This window comes from Pseudomonas sp. NPDC087817 (assembly GCF_044742875.1).
Lineage (GTDB): Bacteria > Pseudomonadota > Gammaproteobacteria > Pseudomonadales > Pseudomonadaceae > Aquipseudomonas.
This window is the reverse complement of record NZ_JBIUVJ010000023.1, coordinates 17,001-40,400: the sequence shown is the minus strand read 5'-3', so window position 1 is coordinate 40,400 and position 23,400 is coordinate 17,001. Positions and strand designations below refer to the sequence as shown.

At 56.6% G+C, this 23,400-nt stretch carries 17 protein-coding genes; 10 read left to right on the top strand and 7 right to left on the bottom strand.

What is annotated here, in order from left to right; translation table 11 throughout:
* The first annotated feature begins 3 nt into the window (after nt 1-3).
* Genes ACIONG_RS16535 through ACIONG_RS16525 form a run of 3 tightly spaced genes read left to right on the top strand, consistent with a single transcriptional unit; the run spans nt 4 to nt 3,655 of the window.
* Entirely contained in the window at nt 4-2,319 is a 2,316-nt protein-coding gene (locus ACIONG_RS16535) for a PEP-utilizing enzyme (RefSeq protein WP_103302568.1), read from the top strand.
* A complete protein-coding gene (locus ACIONG_RS16530) occupies nt 2,316-2,945 on the top strand; it encodes a gamma-glutamyl-gamma-aminobutyrate hydrolase family protein (protein ID WP_401301043.1) in 630 nt (209 codons plus the stop codon). Before ACIONG_RS16535 ends, ACIONG_RS16530 begins: the two co-directional genes overlap by 4 nt.
* Nucleotides 2,942-3,655 carry a phosphocholine cytidylyltransferase family protein gene (locus ACIONG_RS16525; RefSeq protein WP_401301040.1) on the top strand — a complete coding sequence of 238 codons (714 nt, stop codon included), beginning with the start codon at nt 2,942-2,944 and terminating at the stop codon, nt 3,653-3,655. Before ACIONG_RS16530 ends, ACIONG_RS16525 begins: the two co-directional genes overlap by 4 nt.
* A 13-nt stretch (nt 3,656-3,668) precedes the next feature.
* Here ACIONG_RS16525 and ACIONG_RS16520 read toward each other — a convergent pair whose 3' ends face one another.
* Nucleotides 3,669-5,645 carry a methyl-accepting chemotaxis protein gene (locus tag ACIONG_RS16520; protein ID WP_401301037.1) on the bottom strand — a complete coding sequence of 659 codons (1,977 nt, stop codon included), beginning with the start codon at nt 5,643-5,645 and terminating at the stop codon, nt 3,669-3,671.
* A gap of 181 nt (nt 5,646-5,826) precedes the next feature.
* On the bottom strand, nt 5,827-6,747 hold the full coding sequence (locus tag ACIONG_RS16515) for a LysR substrate-binding domain-containing protein (protein ID WP_103302572.1): 921 nt from the start codon (nt 6,745-6,747) through the stop codon (nt 5,827-5,829).
* 159 nt (nt 6,748-6,906) lie between these two features.
* Between ACIONG_RS16515 and ACIONG_RS16510 the strand changes: the two genes are divergently transcribed.
* On the top strand, nt 6,907-8,304 hold the full coding sequence (locus ACIONG_RS16510; RefSeq protein ID WP_401301034.1) for a NorM family multidrug efflux MATE transporter: 1,398 nt from the start codon (nt 6,907-6,909) through the stop codon (nt 8,302-8,304).
* Nucleotides 8,305-8,486: 182 nt separating this feature from the next.
* On the opposite strand, the gene ACIONG_RS16505 is transcribed toward ACIONG_RS16510, so the two are convergent.
* A complete protein-coding gene (locus ACIONG_RS16505) occupies nt 8,487-10,160 on the bottom strand; it encodes a bifunctional diguanylate cyclase/phosphodiesterase (RefSeq protein WP_103302573.1) in 1,674 nt (557 codons plus the stop codon).
* A 262-nt stretch (nt 10,161-10,422) separates the two neighbouring features.
* Between ACIONG_RS16505 and rep the strand changes: the two genes are divergently transcribed.
* On the top strand, nt 10,423-12,432 hold the full coding sequence (gene rep / locus ACIONG_RS16500) for a DNA helicase Rep (RefSeq protein ID WP_401301031.1): 2,010 nt from the start codon (nt 10,423-10,425) through the stop codon (nt 12,430-12,432).
* A 57-nt stretch (nt 12,433-12,489) separates the two neighbouring features.
* Entirely contained in the window at nt 12,490-13,062 is a 573-nt protein-coding gene (locus ACIONG_RS16495) for a xanthine phosphoribosyltransferase (RefSeq protein WP_401301028.1), read from the top strand.
* A 131-nt stretch (nt 13,063-13,193) separates the two neighbouring features.
* On the opposite strand, the gene ACIONG_RS16490 is transcribed toward ACIONG_RS16495, so the two are convergent.
* Complete coding sequence (locus ACIONG_RS16490) at nt 13,194-15,116, bottom strand: acetyl-CoA hydrolase/transferase C-terminal domain-containing protein (protein ID WP_401301025.1); 1,923 nt, start codon at nt 15,114-15,116, stop codon at nt 13,194-13,196.
* Nucleotides 15,117-15,696: 580 nt separating this feature from the next.
* Here ACIONG_RS16490 and lanM point away from each other — a divergent pair.
* The 4 genes from lanM to ACIONG_RS16470 are packed head-to-tail and all read left to right on the top strand — an operon-like array spanning nt 15,697 to nt 21,003.
* On the top strand, nt 15,697-18,528 hold the full coding sequence (gene lanM, locus ACIONG_RS16485) for a type 2 lanthipeptide synthetase LanM (protein WP_401301023.1): 2,832 nt from the start codon (nt 15,697-15,699) through the stop codon (nt 18,526-18,528).
* Nucleotides 18,525-19,403 (top strand): ABC transporter transmembrane domain-containing protein, encoded by an 879-nt coding sequence (locus tag ACIONG_RS16480; RefSeq protein ID WP_401301020.1) that lies wholly within the window; start codon nt 18,525-18,527, stop codon nt 19,401-19,403. The genes lanM and ACIONG_RS16480 overlap by 4 nt, the downstream gene beginning before the upstream one ends.
* A gap of 27 nt (nt 19,404-19,430) precedes the next feature.
* On the top strand, nt 19,431-20,291 hold the full coding sequence (locus tag ACIONG_RS16475; protein ID WP_401301017.1) for a hypothetical protein: 861 nt from the start codon (nt 19,431-19,433) through the stop codon (nt 20,289-20,291).
* Nucleotides 20,284-21,003 (top strand): AAA family ATPase, encoded by a 720-nt coding sequence (locus tag ACIONG_RS16470; RefSeq protein ID WP_401301014.1) that lies wholly within the window; start codon nt 20,284-20,286, stop codon nt 21,001-21,003. The genes ACIONG_RS16475 and ACIONG_RS16470 overlap by 8 nt, the downstream gene beginning before the upstream one ends.
* Before the next feature lie 55 nt (nt 21,004-21,058).
* Here the strand turns inward: ACIONG_RS16470 and ACIONG_RS16465 are convergent, their stop codons facing one another.
* The 3 genes from ACIONG_RS16465 to alr form a co-directional block, all read right to left on the bottom strand.
* Nucleotides 21,059-21,475 (bottom strand): cytochrome c5 family protein, encoded by a 417-nt coding sequence (locus ACIONG_RS16465; RefSeq protein WP_047596762.1) that lies wholly within the window; start codon nt 21,473-21,475, stop codon nt 21,059-21,061.
* A 182-nt stretch (nt 21,476-21,657) separates the two neighbouring features.
* Nucleotides 21,658-22,206 carry a cupin domain-containing protein gene (locus tag ACIONG_RS16460; protein ID WP_007920393.1) on the bottom strand — a complete coding sequence of 183 codons (549 nt, stop codon included), beginning with the start codon at nt 22,204-22,206 and terminating at the stop codon, nt 21,658-21,660.
* An 89-nt stretch (nt 22,207-22,295) separates the two neighbouring features.
* A complete protein-coding gene (gene alr / locus ACIONG_RS16455; protein WP_401301011.1) occupies nt 22,296-23,369 on the bottom strand; it encodes an alanine racemase in 1,074 nt (357 codons plus the stop codon).
* Nucleotides 23,370-23,400 lie beyond the last annotated feature (31 nt).

Genomic DNA, 23,400 nt, shown 5'->3' with positions numbered 1-23,400 from the left:
CTGATGGCCCTGCATTTCTCTACCAAGGCCGGCACCTTGTCGCGCCTGCAAGGGCGGCTCGCGTCGGCACGCATTGCGCCGCTGCTCGCGTTTACCGTGGAGCAGTGGCACGCGGATCGGCGCGCCTGCATTCAGGATCTCCGCGGGCGGCTGCCTGCCCCCTCCTGGATCGTGCGCTCCAGCTGTGGCCGCGAGGACAGCGCCGAGGCTTCTTTCGCCGGCGCCTTTCTCTCGGTGCCGAATGTCGAAGAAGCAGGGCTTGAGTCGGCGGTTGAGCAGGTCATCGCCAGTTATGGCGAGACGCATCTGAGCGACGAGGTGCTGATTCAACCCATGCTCGGCAACGTGATCCGTTCCGGCGTGGCGTTTTCCCACGACCCGAATACCTGCGCGCCGTACCGTGTGGTGAACTGGTCGGAAGGTGACGACACGGCATCGGTCACCGGCGGCATGGGTGGACGGTTGTGGCAGCAGGCGGCGCACAGCCCCGTTTCACCGCCCGCAGCCCTCTCACCGATCATTGCTTTGCTTGAGGAGCTGCTGGAGCTGTTCGGCGGTGGCCCCGTCGACTGCGAGTTCGCGGTGACGTGCGAAGCCGAAGGCGAGACCTTGTGGCTGTTGCAGGCCCGGCCGTTGATTCTGCCTGCCCGGGCAGAGTCCGAAGCCGCGCAGGCTGCCCGCCTGCAAAGTATCGAGCAGAAAATCGCTCGCGGCATGCGCCCGCATCCATTCCTGATCGGCCAGCGCACGGTCTACGGCGTGATGCCCGACTGGAACCCGGCAGAAATCATCGGTATCCGCCCCAAACCGCTGGCGCTGTCGCTGTATCGCGATCTGGTGACCGACTCCATCTGGGCTTACCAGCGTCACAACTATGGCTACCGCAACTTGCGCAGCTTCCCGCTGATGCCGCACTTTTTCGGTTTGCCGTATATCGATGTGCGCCTGTCGTTCAACTCGTTCATTCCGGCAGACCTCGACGAGGGACTGGCCGGGCGACTGGTCGACTACTACATCGATCGGTTGCTGGCGGAGCCGACCCTGCACGACAAGGTGGAGTTCGAGATCGTTTTCTCCTGCTACACCCTGGACCTGTCGCAACAACTGGAGCGCCTGGCCAGTGCAGGCTTTTCCGCGCACGAACTGGAGGCCATCAGTTCCAGTCTGCGCAAACTGACTAACCGCATCGTGCATCCCAAGGATGGTTTGTGGCGCAGCGACGCCAACAAACTCGATGTGCTCAATGCCCGCCGCGAAGAGCTGCTGGCCTCCAACGCCGATCCGCTGGAGCGCATCTACTGGCTGCTGGAAGACGCAAAACGCTACGGCACCCTGCCCTTCGCCGGCCTGGCCCGTGCGGGTTTCGTTGCGGTGCAGATGCTCAGGTCACTGGTCAGCGTGGGTGTTTTCTCGCAAGCCGACTACGATGCGTTCATGGCCGGCGTCTCAACCGTCAGCGGTCAGTTGGCGCGTGATCGGGCGACACTCGACAAGACAACTTTCCTCGCACGCTACGGGCACCTGCGCCCCGGCACCTACGACATTCTGTCGCCACGTTACGATGAAGCACCGGAACTCTACTTCGACTGGGACCAGCGACCAGCAGCCCCCGAGCCACTGCAACCGTTTTCGCTGACGCTGCCACAGATGCGCGAGATCGTGAAACTGCTCGAGGCCCATGGCCTGCAACCGGATCCGGTAGGGCTGCTGGACTTCCTGCAAAACGGCATCGAGCTGCGCGAACTGGCCAAGTTTCATTTCACCCGCAACCTGTCGGATGCCCTCGCGCTGATCGCGCAAGTCGGCGCCGAGTACGGCATCGACCGCGAAGAACTGGCTTATTGCGATATCAGCGCCTTCCAGGAACTGCACGTTGCCGCTGCCGACCCAAAAGACGTGCTGCTGCGCAGCATCGAACAAGGCAAGGCGCGCTACGCAGAAACACTGAAGGTGTCCCTGCCACCCGTCATCACCTGTCCGGAAGATGTCTGGAGCTTTGAATGGCCGGAAACGGCGCCCAACTTCATCACGCAAAAACGTGTGACGGCACCCGTGGTGCAATGCGATGACCGGGAAAAGCTGGCCGGGGCGATTGTCTGCATTCCCAACGCGGATCCCGGTTTCGACTGGTTGTTCGCTTATCCGATTGCCGGGCTGATTACCGCGTGGGGCGGAGCCAATTCGCACATGGCGATTCGCGCCGGTGAACTCGGCCTGCCGGCCGTCATTGGCGCTGGAGAAGTGCTTTACCGGCGCTGGTCGACAGCAGATATCCTGCATCTGGACTGCCCGGGCCGCAGGGTGGAGATGATGACATGAAGCGGGTCGCTGTCAGTCAGAGAGTGGACCTGCATCCGGAGCGCGGCGAAAGCCGCGATGCCCTGGATCAACGCCTGATCGACTTTCTGCTGGCAGCGGGGTTCATCCCCCTGCCGGTGCCCAACGGATTGGTCGATGCCGGCCTCGAACACTGGCTGGCCGCTGTATCGCCTCAGGCATTGCTGTTGTCCGGTGGCAATGACATCGGCCAGTGCCCGGCCCGCGATCTCACGGAGACACGCCTGCTCGATCACGCACGCTCGCGCAATCTGCCAGTGCTGGGCATCTGCCGCGGCATGCAGATGCTGGGGCATTGGGCAGGTAGCGAACTGAAAGCGGTCAGCGGGCACGTGCGCACCCGGCATCGCCTGTCCGGGGAGATCGTCGCCGAGGTCAACAGCTATCACAGCCAGTCTCTGGCCAGTTGTCCGCAGGACTTTGAAGTTCTGGCGCGCAGTGAGGACGGCGAAATCGAAGCGATCCGGCACCTGTCTCGACCTTGGGAAGGCTGGATGTGGCACCCGGAGCGCGAGACGGATTTTGCATCCCACGATATTCAGCGCATTCGCCAGCTGTTCGGCGAAACCGATTCCACTCAAACAACTCAAGGGACCGATGTGTCGTGAAAGCCATTATCCTGGCTGCCGGACGTGGCAGCCGCATGAAAAGCCTCACGGATGATTGCCCAAAATGCCTGGTGGAGTTGCGTGGCAAGCCGCTGCTCGAATGGCAACTGGAGTCGTTGCGTGCAGCGGGTATCAGTGAAATCGCGGTGGTCACCGGCTACAAACGCGAATTACTGGCCGACCGCGGCCTGACCGAGTTTCATAACTCTCGCTGGGCAGACACCAACATGGTGTCATCACTGGCCTGCGCCGAAGCCTGGCTTGAAGGCCAGCCGTGCATCGTCAGTTATTCGGATATTTTTTACAGCCCGGACGCCGTCAGGTCGTTGATGACCAGCGAAGCGTTGCTGGCCGTCACCTACGACCCCAACTGGCTGGAACTGTGGACCCAGCGTTTTGGCGATCCACTGCTGGATGCTGAAACATTCCGGCTCAATAGCGACAACACGCTGGCCGAAATCGGCAACAAACCGCAATCAGTGGGGGAAGTCGAAGGCCAGTACATGGGGTTGCTGCGCTTCACGCCCGCAGGTTGGGCAGAAGTCGTGCGGCTACGGGATGAGTTAACCTCAAGCCAGTGCGACAAGATGCACATGACCAATACCCTGCAGCGCGTCATCGACGCCGGTCGGGTAGCGATCCAGGCCGTTGCCTATTCAGGGGAGTGGGGAGAGGTCGACTCCAGCGAAGACCTCTCCGCGTACCAATAACCGGCACGCCGTATCAGCGGAAACGATCAACCTCGGAGCGCAGATCGGCGGCCAGCTTCTCCAGTTCCTTGGCGGTGACCGCCAGGTTGGAAACCACTTCTCGCTGCTCACTGTTGGCCAGCGCAATGCTCTGCAAATTGCTGCTCAGCAACGTCGCGGTACTGCTCTGCTCCTGAGTCGCCGTGGTGATTGCGGCAAACTGCTGCCCCGCCGAACGGCTCTGTTCATCAATGCGCGCCAGCGCCGACGCGACATTGGCGTTACGCGACAGGCCTTCCTGCATCAGCAGATTGCCCTGCTCCATGGTGCTGATCGCGTTGCCGGTTTCCTGCTGGATACTGTGAATCATGCCGGAGATTTCATCGGTCGCCTGACGGGTGCGCGATGCCAGATTACGCACTTCATCCGCCACTACCGCAAAGCCGCGACCTTGTTCACCGGCACGGGCCGCTTCGATCGCGGCGTTGAGCGCGAGCAGATTGGTTTGTTCGGCGATCGAGGTGATCACGCTGACGATGCCGCCGATTTCCTGGGAACGCTGACCCAATGTGTTGATCACGGTGGCGGTGGTGTTCAGCGCGCCGGCAATTTGCTCCAGAGAGGAAGACGCCTCGTCCATCGAGGTACGACCGATCTGCGTCTGCTGAGCGTTTTCCTGCGCCAGGCGCTGGGTGGCGCCCATGTTGTCGGCAATGTTCAGCGAGGTAGCACTGAACTCTTCCACCGCGCCGGCCATGCTGGTGATTTCACCGGACTGTTGCTCCATGCCTTCGTAGGCGCCGCCGGACAAACCGGACAGTGCCTGCGCACGGCTGTTGACCTCTTCCGAAGAGCGACGAATGTGCTCGACCATGGTCGACAGCGCCTGGCTCATCTGGTTGAACGCGCGGGACAGCTGACCGATCTCATCATTGCTCGACACGTTCAGACGCACGCTCAGATCACCGGCGCCCAAAGCTTCGGCCTGCCGTACCAGATCGCTCAACGGCGCGAGTTTGCTGCGCAGCAGCCACACCACCGAACCCACCGCCAGCAACATCGCCAACAGGCTGCCGATCGCCAATTGCGTACCGACGCTCCAGGTCACCGCACGAATCTCGGCTTTCGGCATGCTCGCCACTACCGACCACGGGCCGCCGTCAAATGGTACGGCGATGCTGTAGAAGTCTTCCGAGGTATCGCTCCAGAACTCACCCTTGCCCGGTTTCGCAGCCAAGTCCTTGATCACCGGTACGGCTTGTTCCGGGGCCTGCACACCCGCCGGCGCCACCAGCCATTTATTCTGCTCGTCGAGCAACGCCAGCGACCCGCTCTGGCCGATGCGGAAACGCTTGAGATTGTCGAACTGAATGTTCTGCGCGTCGGTGTAGTCGAAACCGACGAACAGCACCGCAATCACCTTGCCGCTGCCATCGCGCACCGGGGTGTATTGAGTCATGTAGGAGCGATCGAACAACAAGGCGCGGCCGACATAACCCTGCCCCGCCATCAACTTCGCGTAAGCCGGGTGCGCGTGATCGAGCAAGGTGCCGATAGCGCGAGTGCCATCCTGTTTGGTCAGCGAGGTGCTGACCCGCACGAAGTCTTCGCCGCTACGCACGAACAGCGTGGCGACGCCGGCCGTCATCTGCTTGAACTCGTCAACTTCCTTGAAGTTGTTGTTCAGCACTTCGCCGCCCAAGTGCAGGCCCGGGGTCTGGGTGCCGGCAACGGTCACCGGCTCACTCGGGTGAATGCTCAGACCTGCGCTGAAGCGCTTCTCGAACAACCCGCTCAGACGCTGGGTGCTTTCACGCAGCGTGCCGTGAAAGGTGCTCAGTTGGTCGGCCAGAAGCCGCGCCTCACTGGCCAAGTGCTCTTCACGGGTGGCGAGGTTGGCGGTATCCAGCGAACGCAGGGCGAACACCGTACTGCCGCTGATGACAATCGCCAGTATCACGGCGAGCGCGAGGCCCAGCTGCGAGGCGATCCGAGCGCGAGGTTGAGACATGGACAGCTCCTGGCCGAACTTGCCGATCCTCCTTGATCGCAGCTCGGATAATTTTCTAATGGGGGTGAATCGTGGAGACCGGCACGACGGTTCCACATGCACGTATTCGGCGGTAGAACCGAATACTTGAGCGATCAGCAGGGTTATGGCACAAGGCCGGCATTGTGGCGGCTCTAACGTTTCAGCTCAAGCGTGTTACAGCCGGCAGCGCCATGGCGCGGACTTCGCCTTGCAGGAAGTCGCTGAGGCGGCGCAAACGTTCACCTCCCGGACGGGTTTTTGGCCACACGAGGTAATAATTCAGGCCGCTGGCGACGGCGGTCGGCCACGGCAGACTCAAGCGCCCCTGCGCCACATCCTCGGCGACCATCAGCAAATCGCCCATCGACACGCCGTACCCACGAGCCGCCGCGATCATGCCCAACTCCAGGGTATCGAACACCTGCCCGCCCTTGAGCGAGACCTGATCAGACAGCCCCATGTGCTCCAGCCAACTGCGCCAGTCGCGGCGATCCGGTGTCGGGTGCAGCAACTCGGCGCTGGCCAGTCGCGCCACGTCCCAGGGCTGATCGTTCAGCAGGTTCGGCGCACCGACCGGAATCAGCTCCTCGGGAAACAGCTGGCTGGCCTCCCAGTCTGGCGGGAAATGTCCGTCGCTCAGAAGCACCGCACAATCGAACGGCTCATTGTTGAAGTCCACCGAATCCACGTCCATCCACGCGCTGGTCAATTGCACTTCGTTGCCCGGCTGCAAATGACGGAAGCGACTGAGCCGCGCCAGCAACCAGCGCATGGTCAGGGTCGACGGCGCTTTCATGCGCAGGATGTCGTCCTCGGCACGCAAGGTATTGCAAGCGCGCTCCAAAGCGGTGAACCCGTCACGGATGCCCGGCAACAGCATCCGCGCCGATTCGGTCAGTTGCAGATTGCGCCCGCTGCGGTGAAACAGCCGGCAGGCGAAATGTTCCTCAAGCGTACGAATATGCCGACTGACCGCACTTTGAGTGATCGACAACTCTTCGGCGGCGCGGGTGAACGAGCTATGCCGCGCCGCCGCTTCAAATGCGCGCAGGGCATACAACGGAGGAAGTCGACGGGACATGCACAAAGCTCCTGTTTACGGGATACGGCCAATCTGTCGGCATCTTCTCAGGATGAGTTTTAATCATGCAACCCATCCTTTTTATCCCTTTGTGCAATCCCCTCCAAGCGCCGAGAATCGACGGTCCCTTGTTCCCTCTATTGATGAGTGGTGATGACCATGCAGCATCCTGTGCGTACCGAACTCTGGGCCATCCTGCGGCTATCGGGGCCGTTGATCGCTTCACAGTTGGCGCACATGTTGATGGTGCTGACCGACACCCTGATGATGGCGCGCATCAGCCCCGAAGCCCTGGCCGGCGGCGGGCTGGGCGCGGCGAGCTATTCGTTCGTGTCGATCTTCTGCATCGGCGTGATCGCTGCGGTCGGCACCCTGGTGGCGATCCGTCAGGGCGCCGGCGACATCATTGGCGCGGCACGCCTGACTCAGGCCGGATTGTGGCTGGCGTGGCTGATGGCGCTGGGTGCCGGGTTGCTGCTGTGGAATCTGAAACCGCTGTTACTGCTGTTCGGCCAGACCGAAACCAACGTCACCGCAGCCGGACAATTCCTGATCGCCCTGCCCTTCGCCCTGCCGGGCTATTTGAGCTTCATGGCCCTGCGCGGCTTCACCAGTGCAATTGGCCGGGCGACCCCGGTGATGGTCATCAGCCTTGGCGGCACGGTGGCCAATTTCCTGCTCAATTACGCATTGATCACCGGTATGTTCGGCCTGCCGAAACTGGGCCTGATGGGCATCGGTCTGGTCACGGCGATTGTCGCCAACTGCATGGCGCTCGCGCTGGCCTGGCATATCCGTCGGCATCCGGCCTACGACGCTTATCCATTGCGTACCGGCCTGTCGCGGCCAAATCGCCAATACTTGAAAGAGTTGTGGCGCCTCGGCCTGCCGATTGGAGGCACCTACGCAGTGGAGGTCGGTTTGTTCGCCTTCGCGGCGCTGTGCATGGGCACCATGGGCAGTACGCAAATGGGTGCGCACCAGATTGCCCTGCAGATCGTTTCGGTAGCGTTCATGGTGCCAGCGGGCATGTCGTACGCGATCACCATGCGCATCGGCCAGCATTACGGCGCCGGACAATTGAACGTTGCGCGGATGTCCGGGCGGGTCGGGATCGTCTTCGGTGCGGTGGTGATGCTGGGTTTTGCCATGGTGTTCTGGCTGCTGCCGAATCAATTGGTCGGGTTGTTCCTTGATCACAATGATCCGGCGTTTGCCGAAGTGATTCGCCTGGCGGTGAGCCTGCTGGCGGTGGCGGCGTGGTTCGAGTTGTTCGACGGCACGCAGACGATTGCCATGGGCTGCATTCGTGGGCTCAAGGATGCCAAGACCACGTTCTTGGTCGGGCTCGGTTGCTATTGGCTTATCGGTGCGCCGGCGGCGTGGTGGATGGCGTTCCACCTGAACTGGGGGCCGACGGGGGTGTGGTGGGGCCTGGCGCTGGGCCTGGCGTGTGCGTCGGTGAGTTTGACGCTGGCGTTTGAGTGGAAGATGAAGCGGATGATTCGGCGTGAACCTGCGTCATCCAATCAATACACAGTCGCCCAGACTGACTGAGACCCCTAGTAGGAGAGAGCGTTTGTGGCGAGGGGATTTATCCCCGATGGGTGGCGAAACCGCCCCAACACCGGTAGCTGGGGTTTATAAGATGTTCCCAGTGCCAAGGTTTTGCGACTGCTTCGCAGCCGATCGGGGATAAATCCCCTCGCCACAATGTTGTTCCAAATTGAGTTATGGAGTTAGCTCACGACTTCCAGTGCTGGGTGCTGACTCGATCCGAAGGTCAGGTACGCCACTAGCTCCGCCAACGGCAGCGGCTTGCTGATCAGATAGCCCTGCACCTGATCGCAACCAAACCCGCGCAGCAATTCGAGCTGCTCCGGCGTTTCCACCCCTTCCGCCACCACCTCCAGATGCAGGTTGTGCGCAAGATTGATCATCGCGTGCACCAGTTTGCGGTTTTCTTCGCGCTGTTCCATGCCGCCGACGAAGCTCTTGTCGATCTTCAGCAGAGTGATCGGCAGGCTGTTGAGGTGCACGAACGATGAGAATCCGGTGCCGAAGTCATCCAGCGAAAAGCGCACGCCAAGACGGCCGAGGGCGTCCATGGTCTGTTTGACCAGATCGCTGCGGCGCATCACCGCGGTCTCGGTCAGTTCGAACTCCAGCCACTGCGCCTCGACACCGCGCTCGGCAATCAGACGGCTGAGGGTCGGCAGCAACTGGCTGTCCTGAAACTGACGGAAGGACAGGTTGATCGCCATGTGCAGCGCCGGTAAACCGTGCTCGCGCAGGGCCTGCATGTCGCGCAGCGCACGGGAAATCACCCAGTAGCCCAGCGGCACAATCAAGCCACTCTGCTCGGCCAGCGGCACGAATTCGCTTGGCGGCAGCAAGCCGCGCTCACTGTGACGCCAGCGCACCAAGGCTTCGAGGCCGACGATCTGGCCGTCTTCGAGATTCAGCCGTGGCTGGTAATGCAGCTCCAGCTCATCGCGACGCAAGGCCCGACGCAGCTCGCTTTCGAGGTCGGCCATGCTCCGTGCGTTGCGGTTGATGCGTTCGTTGAAGATATGAAAAGTGCAGCCTTGGGTACTTTTAGCCTGCTGCATGGCGATGTGTGCGTGCCACATCAGCGGGTCGGCGCCGCCCTGCGCACGGGCATGGGCGATGCCGAGGCTGGAGCCGATCAACAGGCTTTCGCCGTCGACCCAATAAGGTTCGGCCAAGGCTTCGGTGATGCGTTCGGCCATCCACTCGGCGCGCTGCGGTGCGCGGCGGGTGTCGATCAGCAGGGCAAACTCATCGCTGCCGAGGCGCGCCAGTTGATCGCCGGCCTCCAGCTGGCTTTTCAGCCGCGAGACGACTTGCAGAATCAAGCGGTCGCCGGCCTGATGGCCGAGGGCGTCGTTGGCGTGACGGAAATTATCGAGGTCTAGATGCCCGAGCGCCAGGCCACGACCATCGCCTTCGGCAAGGCGCGCGGTGAGCAAGGTCTGGAAGCCCTGACGGTTGGCGATACCGGTCAGCGGGTCCTGTTCGGCAAGACGTTGCAGGGTGTTTTCGAGAACGCCGCGTTCGCGCACATGGCGCAGGCAACGCCGCAGCATGCCGGCATCGAGCGCGTCGAACACCAGCCAGTCACTGACGCCAACGGGCGCGGTCTCGGGTTCGTGTTCCAGCAGCAATACCGTCGGCAGGCTGCAACGACCGGGCGCCGGCTGCAACGCGGGAAGGGTCAACAGCACCGCATGGCGGTTGTCTTCGAACAAACTGCTGACCGACTCCCAGCTCGGCGCGCTGATCAGCACCGCCGCGCTCCCCATCGGAGCCAGACACTCACGCAATAACGCTGTCCACGCTGGCTCTTCGGCCAGTAGCAGCAAACGCAAGGGTTCGACAGGCGTAGACAAGCTAGCTCCCTAGACTCTGCAATGGTGTGGGCGGGGCATTATGCCGTTGCGCAGTTCAATGACCAAATGACAACGGTTATCAAAACGTTATTTTGTGTCACGAATGAGAACATTAGTCGCAAAATCTCCGCGCATCCTCCGCGAAAGTAACAAAACCGGCAAATTTGAATCGCGTGGTGCGTCACAAGTCGGACAGAGCAGCACAATTCTCTGAGCCTGTTAAAATGCCGGCCCATTTCGTCAACGACTCCCGAATTTTCGTATGTCCCGACTCAATCCCCGGCAGCAAGAAGCCGTGACCTACGTCGGCGGCCCTCTATTGGTGCTCGCCGGTGCTGGCTCCGGCAAGACCAGCGTGATCACGCGCAAGATCGCGCACCTGATCCAGAACTGCGGCATCCGCGCCCAGTACATCGTCGCCATGACCTTTACCAACAAGGCCGCGCGCGAGATGAAGGAGCGGGTCGGCACCCTGCTGCGTGCCGGCGAAGGTCGCGGCCTGACGGTCTGCACCTTCCACAACCTGGGCCTGAACATCATCCGCAAGGAACACGCGCGGCTGGGCTACAAACCCGGTTTCTCGATCTTCGACGAGACCGACGTCAAAGCCCTGATGACCGACATCATGCAGAAGGAATACGCAGGCGACGACGGCGTCGACGAGATCAAGAACATGATCGGCGCCTGGAAAAACGACCTGATCCTGCCGCCGCAAGCGCTGGAGAACGCGCGCAATCCGAAAGAACAGACTGCCGCGATCGTCTACACCCACTACCAGCGCACGCTCAAGGCGTTCAACGCGGTGGACTTCGACGACCTGATCCTGCTGCCGGTAAAGCTCTTCGAAGAGCACGCCGACATTCTCGAAAAGTGGCAGAACAAGGTGCGCTACCTGCTGGTCGACGAATACCAGGACACCAACGCCAGCCAGTACCTGCTGGTGAAAATGCTGATCGGCAAGCGCAACCAGTTCACTGTGGTAGGCGACGACGACCAGTCGATCTACGCCTGGCGCGGTGCGCGACCAGAAAACCTGATGTTGCTCAAGGACGACTATCCGTCGCTGAAAGTGGTGATGCTGGAGCAGAACTACCGCTCCACCAGCCGCATCCTGCGTTGTGCCAACGTGCTGATTTCGAACAACCCGCACGAATTCGAAAAGCAGCTGTGGAGTGAGATGGGCCACGGTGACGAGATCCGCGTGATCCGCTGCCGCAACGAGGACGCCGAAGCCGAGCGCGTGGCCATGGAAATCCTCAGCCTGCACCTGCGCACCGACCGTCCGTACAGCGATTTCGCGATCCTCTATCGCGGTAACTACCAGGCCAAGCTGATCGAGCTGAAGTTGCAGCACCACCAGGTGCCCTACCGCCTGAGCGGCGGCAACAGTTTCTTCGGCCGTCAGGAAGTGAAAGACCTGATGGCCTACTTCCGCCTGATCGTGAACCCGGACGACGACAACGCCTTCCTGCGGGTGATCAACGTGCCGCGCCGTGAAATCGGCTCGACCACCCTGGAAAAACTCGGCAACTACGCCACCGAACGCAAGATCTCGATGTACGCCGCCACCGACGAAATCGGCCTTGGCGAACACCTCGACAGCCGCTTCACCGATCGTCTTGCGCGCTTCAAGCGCTTCATGGACAAGGTCCGCGAGCAGTGCGCCGGCGAAGACCCGATCTCGGCGCTGCGCAGCATGGTCATGGACATCGACTACGAGAACTGGCTGCGCACCAACAGCTCCAGCGACAAGGCTGCCGACTACCGGATGAGCAACGTCTGGTTCCTGATCGAGGCGTTGAAAAACACGCTCGAGAAGGACGAAGAAGGCGAGATGACCGTCGAAGACGCCATTGGCAAACTGGTCCTGCGCGACATGCTCGAGCGTCAGCAGGAAGAAGAGGACGGCGCCGAAGGCGTGCAGATGATGACCCTGCATGCGTCCAAGGGTCTGGAATTCCCCTACGTGTTCATCATGGGCATGGAAGAGGAAATCCTCCCGCACCGTTCCAGCATCGAAGCCGACACCATCGAAGAAGAACGCCGCCTGGCCTACGTGGGCATCACCCGCGCCCGTCAGACCCTGGCCTTCACCTTCGCTGCCAAGCGCAAACAGTACGGCGAGATCATCGATTGCGCGCCCAGCCGCTTCCTCGATGAGCTGCCGCCGGACGATCTGGCGTGGGAAGGCAACGACGACACACCGACCGAAGTCAAAGCCGTGCGCGGCAACAACGCATTGGCCGATATACGCGCGATGTTAAAGCGCTAGAATTGACCACTTTTTACTAGACCTTCGGCGCTCAAAGCGCAAAATGAGGACAGCTTCATGGAAGCATTGCAGCAGAAAATCCGCGAACAAGGCATTGTGCTTTCCGACCAGGTCCTGAAGGTCGACGCCTTCCTGAACCACCAGATCGACCCGGCCGTGATGACGCTGAGCGGCGACGAATTCGCCACGCTGTTCAAGGATTCGGGCATCACCAAGATCGTCACCATCGAAGCTTCGGGCATTGCCCCGGCGATCATGACCGGTCTGAACCTCGGCGTGCCGGTGATCTTCGCCCGCAAGCACCAGTCCCTGACCCTGACCGAAAACCTGCTGTCGGCGACTGTTTACTCGTTCACCAAGCAGACCGAAAGCACCGTCGCCATCTCCCCGCGTCACCTGACCAGCAGCGACCGCGTGCTGATCATCGACGACTTCCTGGCCAACGGTAAGGCGTCGCAGGCGCTGATCTCGATCATCAAACAGGCTGGCGCGACCGTGGCCGGTCTGGGCATCGTCATCGAGAAGTCGTTCCAGGGCGGCCGTGCCGAGCTGGACTCGCAGGGTTATCGCGTTGAATCGCTGGCTCGCGTGAAATCGCTGAAGGATGGCGTCGTTACCTTCATCGAATAATCCAGCCTCACCGCAGCCCCCCTGTAGGAGTGAGCCTGCTCGCGATGGCGGTGTATCAGCTGATATTTTCGTCAGCTGATACACCGCCATCGCGAGCAGGCTCACTCCTACAGTTGTTTTGGGCCAGGCAGTTATTGCGCGGTGGCCTTCAGGCCGGTTAGGAGCAGGCGCTGGAAAAGGTCTTCCTTCAGGCCTTCCGGGTTCGTGAGCTGCATCCGCTCCAGATGCTCTGGATACAACGAAGCCTCCGGCGCATCCAGCGCTGCTTTGCCCAGCTCCAGAATCTCGGTCAGCTTGAACTTGCTCTTCAGCCAGTTCAGCGCCCGCAGCAAATCCCTCTCTATCACTGTGAAATCACAGCCCAGCGGATACTCCGGAAACAGATGCGGATGCTTCTCTGCAATTGCCTGCAAACGTTGCGGCGTGTTCTCGGCAAATCGCGGATCGATGCGGAAACCCTTCGGCAATTTACCAACCTTCTGCGCCTGCTCGATCAGCCCCGGCTGGAAGCGTGAGTCGCTGATATTGAGCAACGCCTCAATGACCGCCGCGTCAGTCTTGCCGCGCAAATCAGCAATGCCGTATTCGGTGACCACGATATCGCGCAGATGCCGTGGAATCGTGCAATGGCCATATTCCCAGACGATGTTGGAACTGACATCGCCACCGGACTCACGCCAGCTGCGCAGTATCAGAATCGAACGCGCATCGTGCAGCGCGTGGCCCTGGGCGACGAAGTTGTACTGTCCGCCAACGCCGCTGAGCACCCGCCCGTCTTCCAGTTGATCGGCCACGCCCGCGCCTAGCAGAGTCATGGTGAACACGGTGTTGATGAACCGCGCATCAAGCCTTTGCAGGCGCTTGAGTTCCTCCTGACCGTACAGCTCGTTGATGTAGCTGATGCGGGTCATGTTGAATTCGAGGCGCTTACTCTGCGGCAGCTCGCGCAGGCGCTCGTAAAAACTGCGCGGGCCGAGGAAGAAACCGCCGTGCACCGAGATGCCATCGATTTGCGCCGCTTCATCGAGAGTGCCGGCATTGGCCTGTTCCTGCGTCTGCACGTCGGGGTAGACCTTGCGCCGGATGATCCCGGCGTCCGCCAGCACCAGCAGGCCGTTGACGAACATTTCGCTGCAACCGTACAGGCCTTTGGCGAACGGTCCGGTGCCACCCTCGCGCTCGATCAACTGCGCCCACTGGCTGAGGTTTATGTCGTTGAGCAACGCTTGATAACCGCCATTATCGGCCTGACGCGCGAGCAATGCTGCAGTCAGCGCATCGCCCATCGAGCCGATGCCGATCTGCAACGTACCGCCGTCGCGCACCAGCGTACTGGCATGCAGACCGATGAAATGATCCTGAAAACCAACCGGCATGTTCGGTGTGGAAAACAGCGTGCTGCTGTCCTTCGCGTCGATCAGCAGGTCGAAAGTGTCGATGTCGACCTCGGCATCGCCAGGCATGTACGGCAGATCGGTGTGCACCTGCCCGACCAGCAGAATCGTCTCCCCAGCCTCACGGCGTTTGGCGATCATCGGCAACAGGTCGAGGGTGATGTCCGGGTTGCAACTCAGGCTTAGACGATCAGGATGTTCGCTACTGCTGGCGAGCAACTGCGCCACCAGATTCAGCCCGGCGGCATTGATGTCGCGGGCGGCGTGGCTGTAGTTGCTGCTGACGTAATCCTGCTGGGCCGGCGCGCTGTTGAGCAGGCTGCCCGGCTGCATGAAGAACTGCTCGATGCGGATATTGGCGGGCAGGCTGTCGCGTTGCAGATCGGCGAGGAAATCGAATTCGGGGTAATCACCGAAGACACGCTCGACGAAGGGCTCGATGAAGCGCTTCTGCAGACCGTCGCCCAGGCTCGGCCGCCCCAGGCAGAGCGCGGTGTAGATCGTCAGTTGCCGTTCGGGCAGGTCCTTGATGCGCCGGTACAGCGCGTTGACGAAATGATTGGGCTTGCCCAGCCCCAGCGGCAAGCCCATGTGGATATGCGCCGGCAACCGTGCGAGCACGTCGTCCACTGCCTGTTCGATCGAACACAACTGCACCATCTGAAGCCTCCCGCCCGTTCCGTGAATAGAGGTAGACCGAGCTTGCCGGGGATTTACTTCAGAGGGAAGGCAATTACTGCGAAAAAAATGAAATAGGCGAGAGTGGTGTTTGGTGCAAGCACATCCAAAAAACTTTCAACAATAACAATGAATTAAAAACACCAAGAGAATCATCGTACAAACCTGCAGCTTATTTCCTACATTGGTTCGAATTTAATCATGCAGAACTTCAAGACACTTCTGAATTGAAGTTATTTGAGTCACAGCTAGCATTAAAACGTAACACTTCATTAGCAACCAATGCCTTTAGGCCAAACATAAATTTATGAGGAAAAGTTATGGAAATCGACTTCTTAGCAATCCGTAGTGCACGGGCACGCATTTTAAATTCAAGCGCACCTATTTCAACGTTGGCAATTCAAGCATTCAGCAACTTGAGTGCAGCCAGCAGTGGTTCGCGCCCATGCACTAGTTGCTGTTCACAATGTTGGCAGGGATGCTGCTACGCGACTTACATGTAGTTATGAGTCAGGGGCGGTCAATACGTGCCGCCCCTCTTACTTTCTTTAGGACTTTTACATTGAAAACGCCGATTGAGTTTTTAACTGAACCCTTGAACTCCAACCGAAGCCTTACCACTGACTGCCCGGTATGGCCATACCTGTCTTACTATATTTATCATATCGAAAAGAAACTTCCAAAAGCATCCGGAAACACCCTGAAAGCTCAGTCAGTCATTATCAGCGGCTTCGCAACTAACCTAGCAGCGAGAATTACCAACGCAGCTAATAATGTTCTAATCACTGAAAAACAAATATTTGAAAAATCCATCATCGGCCAGGAGATGGAAACCTCCCTTTACTTCAAGTTAGTTAGCGAAAACAAAAACTATCTCACCGAGATTATTAAAGCCTATCCGGAGCTAGATCGAGTCCTCACCAAAATATCACAAAATTTCGTCGAATTTACGTTACAGCTTATTACTGACTTGATAGAAGACAGGCAGGAGATTAACGAAGTATTCAATATCGGGGCTGACGTCAATCTCTCCGCAATTGATGTCTCGGCTGGCGAAACGCATTATGGATCGAGGACCGTCTGCACGCTTTCCTTTAACTCCATAAAAATAGTTTATAAACCAAGAAATCTTAAACTTGAAGCGGAGGCATCCGGTCTTCTACTGTCTTTGAGCAGAGCCGCCGACAATGATTTTTGCGGATGGAAAATACCAGTTTACTTGGTGAAAAAAGAACATGGATGGTCAGAGCATACACCTCAAAAGCAGGCAGAAACTGAAGAAGATGTACGGCAATACTTTAAAAGGGCAGGGTTTTTATTAGGTTATTGCACTGCTTTTATGGCTGCTGACATTACCTCTGACAATCTGATTGCACATGGAGCAAGCCCTATACCAATTGATCTGGAGACAATTTTTTACAGCACATTAAACATTGAGACAATCCCGAGAGAAGTCCGATGGAATGTGACACAAACAAGTATTCTTCCGAATTGGACTTGGAAAGGCACCGATGGCATCGGTGTAGACTTGAGCGCGCCGGGTGGATTATCAGAGCAATATGTCAGTCTAAATCTATATCAGCACTTAGAAGACGAAACAGGTCACAGCCAGTTTGGAATGGACGGAGTTAAAATCTATCCAAATCAGAACGTTTTGTATCTTAATGGGAAACCCGCACAGCCGTGGGATTACGAAAAAGAAATCATTGAGGGCCTAAACGCACTATTTCTTATGTTGACCAATGAACAAACACTAATTTTTGAAAAGATTAAATCTTTTAGAGGTCGACAAAACAGGTATATTCCCAGACCGACCGCGACATATCACTACGCCATTCAATGTTCCCTGCATGCAACCTTAATGCGCTGCACTGACAAACGAACGGCCTTTCTGGAAAACATCCTTAATAACGACACAGCCCCCGCGATAGGTTTTCTTGACGCGGAGGTCTCAGCTTGCTTGGATCTGGACATACCTTTTGCTCGAGGACAAGCCGGTATTCTTGAGTTCTACGAACCCAGTTACAGCGGTTCAGGGCACCTCGATAGCAATGATTATATAAACGGAATAGATAACAGCATCCAATACATAAAAACCTTGGACAAAAACAGAATTGCATTTGAAGAAAAACTAACTTCAAATACCCTCTTAGCAATGAAAAATATGTATGAGCACGGAAATAAACTCACAGACCACTCCTTCAAACAACACGACGACGTGAAAGACGCCCGCTATTCGAATATTGACGAAATTATTAACAAAATCAGAGCGTCATCGAAAATCAACGCATGCTTGATCAATGAAATGTTACGTACCGAAATTTCGAGTAACGGACTCTGGCTAGGTTTTCACTCATCACCTGGTGGCTATATGGAATTCTCGGAGTTAGGAGATAATTTCTATTACGGGTTGTCCGGTATTCTTTATGGCTGCGTAGTGGCGGCCAGTCATAGTAGCGCCATAGATAAAACCCTGGTAACCGAACTACTCAATCATTGCCACAGTAGAGTAGTAAAAAAACTGACACATAAGGGTACGCACCTAGGGGGCTTTCACTTCGGTCTATCGTCTGCAATGATTCCGCTCCTGATAGGGGGTTCTGACTTTCTATCAGGCATGTTCGGCACTCTAAATGTACTCACGCTGCTATTCGATCTTACCAAAGATTTATCGTTTTCCGATTTAGCTAGCTCCTTATACGAAAAAATAGAGACCGAACTCACTTTTATATCTGGAAGAAGACTAACCACATTCGACAATGCAATTACAACGAGAAGCGACGCTTTATTGAGTGGTCTATCTCACGGAATAATGGGATGCGCATACTCATTATTTTATTTTAATAACGTGATCGCAAAAAAAGATTCAATCCACGAATTATTCCTAGGATTTCTGTCTTGGGAGCTTAACGAATATGATGAGTCAATTGAAAATTGGCGTGACTACAGAAAACGCTCGGAATCAAGCGCCGGCGAGTTTGCGTGGAGCCACGGTTTACCTGGAAATTATTTGGCGATCAGCTATTTCGCAAACAATGGAGTCCAGCCCGCGCTAGATTTCTTGGAAAGGCACCCACCCAAAGGTGCATTCTCATATTCGAATCTCGAAAAGAGAAAGAGACCCGTCAATGACTCTTTATGTCATGGTGCATACGGGATTCTGAATATCATGAAAAAGATCTCACCCGAATCGTTGCTCGATCCACAAGTTTTTCTATGGTCGAATATCATCAATTTAAGCGAACAAGACTCAAGAGTCTTGAGAACAAAAACTGCCGATCCATTAGGGTTATGGATCGGGCGCGTGGGTTCACTACTCGGTTCCATTGGTTTGATTGACCGTAACTACGAGTTTCCATTTCTTCCGCACCAAATGGAATTTATCAAACCATGAAAAGCAACCTCATACTTTGCTGCTTTGGCCTGGGCGTCTCAGTTCTAACAAGCGCATCGCCCTACCTAATCGGTAATTCAATTAATTTGTATCTATCCCAAGATCGCCTATATTTATATGCACTCGCAGGCGCTTCGCTTCTTATCATCGCGACGCCTCCCTTGAAGCTAGCAGCTAACATGTATCTACAAAAGACTGCTGCCAAGACAAGATATACTCTGAAAAGGAAAATCCTAACGCACCTGCGAAGCAAGGCATCCACACACACGAGAAACCAGGGTGAACAGATCGAACTCATAGACGGTGATGTTGACGGCTCGATGTATCTTTACCACTCGGTATTCTTTGACACTTCACTCAACTTCAGCATCATAATCTTCGCACTGATTATAACAGCTCAGTATCATCCACTTCTGGCGCTACCCCCCCTTGGCGGTCTGCTATATGCCTCAGCTGCATATTTTATAACCCGGAAAAAGAGCGAAACCCTTTTTGAAGAATACGTACAAAAAAACACCGTTGCAATCGGGGCAATCTGTGCGCATGTATGCGATGCAAAACCATACAACGATAGAGTCAAGCTGGACATCAAAAACATTGAGCGCCTCGCTTTTCGCTCAAATCTGAAAGCATCATTTTTCGAATCAATTTCAGGAATCTGTTACTTGGTAGCGATAGTTTTTTTATTCTTGATATCTGCTCATTTAATAAGTGAACGCGCTTTGACAACAGGCGCTATCTTTGCCTCCGCCATCTACCTCGAACGCGTGCTCAGCCCAACTATGTCGCTTATATCCATTTACTACTCAAGCAGAGAGGCCTCTTATCGCCGCAACCGAATTCTGAGCTATAAACTACAGTACGGGGGGCGTTGAATTATGCTTATGTGCTTGCAGAAAAACGTGGCATTATTTTTGTTTTCAACAATGTGCCTGACTTTAGCAGCTGCATGTCAGTTGCTAATACCTTCGATCGTGGCAGAGGGACTTACTGCTCTCAGCAGTGGTGCTGTAAGCACTAATCTGTATTTCATTCTCACCGCTGTTTTTTTATCAAAACTCGCGACGCAAACTCTGGGCAGCTCCATCGCGGCGCTCATGGAAGCGAAATCTCGCTTTTCACTCATCAATTTCATTGTGCATGATGAAAGACCTTGTCCATTAAGCTGTCGCGTGACGATGATCAAAGAAGATGCCGAGAAAATTGCTTCAGTCCTTCATGACTCAATTCATCTGGCAGGATCTTGTATTCTGACATTTGCCACAGCCTATATCTTACTTCGTGAAAACGCTTATTTTTTCATCCCCCTGACATTTATCATTGTGTTGACCTGTGTGCAGTTAAAATTTGTCAAACCACAAATCCAGAGTCTGTATAAAGCAGAAATGATCAATGAAGACCTGTACAAGGAGTCGCTCATCAGCACTTTCAGTTCACCCACAACTGATGAGCAAAGTTATCAGGCACTTATCAGCAGTAGTAATGAATGTTTAAGGAACACAATACTAGCACGCTACAAATATCAAAAAGCCAACGCCATTCAGTGCTTCTGGCCGGAAATGGCTATCTCGGCCGGGACAGTATCGGTCATCATTTTTAGCGCCACTGCGACGCCGGAGTTATTCGGCGAGCGTCTTATTGCCTATCTTGGCTACGTCGGGATTTTTACCATGGCTAGCACGAGTTCGATAAGACTTGGCATCACGATGATTGGAGTAAAGGTATCCGTAGGTAGAGTATTCAGGGGGCACCAATATGAATGATTTATTCATCCAGCAGATACGCCTGAAACCAGACAGGGTAGCGGCTCATTTTCTACGCGGCCTTTTTCCGCTTCAATTCAGTAACAGAATTACCGTATTTATCGGTGAAAACGGTTCTGGAAAATCCACGCTGCTTGAAGCACTTGCCATCAATTTAGGATGCAATCCAGAAGGCGGCGGGAAGAACTTCAACTTTTCGACCGAGAATACTCACTCGGAGTTACACGAAACTCTGAAGCTATCAAAAGGTTATCGAAGGGAGAAGGATGTATTTTTCTACAGAGCCGAAACCTTTTATAACTTGAACACTGCGATTCGCAAGCTTGATCAAGAGACAAGCTTTGATCCCGAAATAAAGACCTATTATGGCGGTGTGGATCTGCATTGCATGTCTCATGGCGAAGCAATGGAGGCACTGTTTCAACACCGGTTCAAAGCTCAGGGGCTGTATGTTCTTGACGAACCGGAAGCGTCGCTATCTCCATTGAGGCAATTGGTATTTATCAACCGCGTAATGGAGCTATCGCGCAAAGGCGCACAGTTCATCATTGCTACTCACTCACCTCTCATTATGTCGATCCCGGGATGTGATCTGAGACAGATATCGGAAGGGCGCTCCGAACCAATAGCCCCGGTAGATACTGATGCTTATGCTGTGTACAAAGCTGTGCTTAATTCTTCCGGCGCCTATATCGCGAAAAACATGCAGTGAGATGGCAGACACAAAAAAACCGTCCGAAGACGGTTTTTTTCATCAGATGCGCGCCTTACTTCAGGCCGGACATCTTCTGGATTGCGCCCTTGAGCTCGTCATCCGAGCAATCGGCGCAGGTGCCTTTCGGCGGCATGGCGTTGATGCCGGTGATGGCTTTGGCCAGGATGCCGTCGAGACCGCCTTGGTGATCGGCGCGGTCTTTCCAGGCTGCCGTGTCACCGATTTTTGGTGCGCCCAGCAGGCCGGTGCCGTGGCAAGCGTTGCAATGTTTGGCAATCACTTCGTCCGGGGTTTTCGCACCGCCACCGCCGCCGGCAGTTGCAGCCACTTCCATCCCCTTGCATTCCTGCCCTTGAACACACACCTGGCCAACCGGCTCGAGGCGTTTGGCAATGTCGTCATTCGTCGCAGCTTGAGCGCTGACAGCCCAGAGGGCCAGTACGGTTGCTGGTGCGGCCAGCATTTTCATAATTAGGTTCACGCGTTCACCCTCAATGGTGGCTATTCACGCCTGCGGCCACGGTTCGCAGGCGGGCGGAAGTATAGCGGGTAGCCCGCCACACTGAAACAACCCCATAGTCGAAGGGGTTATACCGCACGGTGGAAAAACTCGTTGGATGCCTTCGCCGTCATGGCTTGGCGCCTCTATCTTTAAAAATTCGCCGGCGTGGCTGCGCTGATTAGTCGCGCAGGCGCGTCGAACGGATTACGGAAACGATGCGGCTTGGTACTTTCAAAGTAGTAGCTGTCGCCGGCTTCGAGAATAAAAGTTTCCAGACCCACCACTAGCTCCAGACGACCTTCGACCAGAATCCCGGTTTCCTCGCCCTCATGGGTGAGCATTTCTTCGCCGGTGTCGGCGCCCGGCGGGTAGATTTCGTTGAGGAACGCGATAGCCCGGCTCGGGTGTGCGCGGCCGACCAGCTTCATGGTCACGGCGCCGTCGGAAATGTCGATCAGCTCGTTGGCCTTGTAGACGATCTGGGTCGGGACTTCCTGCAGGATTTCTTCGGAAAAGAACTCGACCATGGACATGGGAATGCCGCCCAGAACTTTTCTCAGCGAACTGATCGAAGGGCTGACGCTGTTCTTTTCGATCATCGAAATGGTGCTGTTGGTGACGCCCGCGCGTTTGGCGAGTTCACGCTGGGAAAGCCCTTTGAGCTTGCGGATCGATTGCAGTCGTTCACCGACGTCCAAGGCTGGAGCCTCCAGAGTGTTGTAGAAATATTGAGCGTTATCATGGCGACAGCGTTCAGTATTTACAACACTCGGGACCCGTCGCAGCCTCAAGCCTCGGAATAGAGCCTTGGCACTCGACGCAGGTTGCAGAAGATCTGGTAGGGAATGGTGTCGGCCCACTGCGCGACTTCGCTGGCGAGGATGTTTTTGCCCCACAGCTCGACGGTCGAACCGAGGTCCGCTTCCGGCACCTCGGTAAGGTCGATGCAGAGCATGTCCATCGACACGCGGCCAAGGATGCGGCTGCGTTTGCCGGCCACCAGCACCGGTGTGCCAGTCGGCGCCTGACGCGGGTAGCCATCGGCGTAACCCATGGCCACCACGCCGATGCGCATTGGCTTATCAGTAATGAATCTGGCGCCGTAGCCGATAGGCTCGCCGGCCGGCAATTCACGCACGCAGATGACTTTCGATTCGAGAGTCATCACCGGTTGCAGGCGATCAGCCACGGCGTTGGCTTCTTCGAACGGCGTGGCGCCGTAGAGCATGATGCCCGGGCGAACCCAGTCGCTGTGGATCTGCGGCCAACCGAGCACGGCAGGCGAGTTGCGCAAGCTGACTTCTGCAGCCAGACCCTGGCGAGCCGCCTCAAACACCGCAACTTGCTCGGTGCTGCTTTGCGCGTGCAATTCATCGGCACGGGCGAAGTGGCTCATCAATACGATCTTCGCCACCTTGCCGCTGGCCAGCAGGCGTTGATACGCCGCCGGGTAATCCTTTGGATGCAAACCGACGCGGTGCATGCCCGAATCGAGTTTCAGCCACACAGTGATGGGTTTGCTCAGCGCAGCCTGCTCGATCGCTTCGAGTTGCCACAGCGAGTGCACCACGGTCCAGAAATCATGCTCGACGATCAGCGCCAGTTCATCGGCCTCGAAGATGCCTTCGAGCAACAACACCGGGGCCTTGATGCCGGCGGCGCGCAGCTCCAGCGCTTCTTCGATGCAGGCGACGGCGAAACCATCGGCCTCGGCCTCCAGCGCCTGGGCGCAACGCACCGCGCCATGGCCATAGGCATCAGCCTTGATCACGGCGAGCGCCTTGGCGCCGGTGACTTCGCGGGCAATTCGGTAGTTGTGGCGCAGGGCTTCTAGGTCGATCAGAGCACGGGCAGGACGCATGGCGGCAGACTTCTAGGCGGTCATGGGAATA

Coding starts and splice junctions, on each gene's coding strand:
- ACIONG_RS16495 (WP_401301028.1), top strand. CDS start 12,490: ATGGAAGCATTGCAGCAGAAAATCCGCGAACAAGGCATTGTGCTTTCC.
- ACIONG_RS16535 (WP_103302568.1), top strand. CDS start 4: ATGGCCCTGCATTTCTCTACCAAGGCCGGCACCTTGTCGCGCCTGCAA.
- ACIONG_RS16465 (WP_047596762.1), bottom strand. CDS start 21,475: ATGAAAATGCTGGCCGCACCAGCAACCGTACTGGCCCTCTGGGCTGTC.
- ACIONG_RS16510 (WP_401301034.1), top strand. CDS start 6,907: ATGCAGCATCCTGTGCGTACCGAACTCTGGGCCATCCTGCGGCTATCG.
- ACIONG_RS16530 (WP_401301043.1), top strand. CDS start 2,316: ATGAAGCGGGTCGCTGTCAGTCAGAGAGTGGACCTGCATCCGGAGCGC.
- alr (WP_401301011.1), bottom strand. CDS start 23,369: ATGCGTCCTGCCCGTGCTCTGATCGACCTAGAAGCCCTGCGCCACAAC.
- rep (WP_401301031.1), top strand. CDS start 10,423: ATGTCCCGACTCAATCCCCGGCAGCAAGAAGCCGTGACCTACGTCGGC.
- ACIONG_RS16515 (WP_103302572.1), bottom strand. CDS start 6,747: ATGTCCCGTCGACTTCCTCCGTTGTATGCCCTGCGCGCATTTGAAGCG.
- ACIONG_RS16520 (WP_401301037.1), bottom strand. CDS start 5,645: ATGTCTCAACCTCGCGCTCGGATCGCCTCGCAGCTGGGCCTCGCGCTC.
- ACIONG_RS16480 (WP_401301020.1), top strand. CDS start 18,525: ATGAAAAGCAACCTCATACTTTGCTGCTTTGGCCTGGGCGTCTCAGTT.
- ACIONG_RS16490 (WP_401301025.1), bottom strand. CDS start 15,116: ATGGTGCAGTTGTGTTCGATCGAACAGGCAGTGGACGACGTGCTCGCA.
- ACIONG_RS16470 (WP_401301014.1), top strand. CDS start 20,284: ATGAATGATTTATTCATCCAGCAGATACGCCTGAAACCAGACAGGGTA.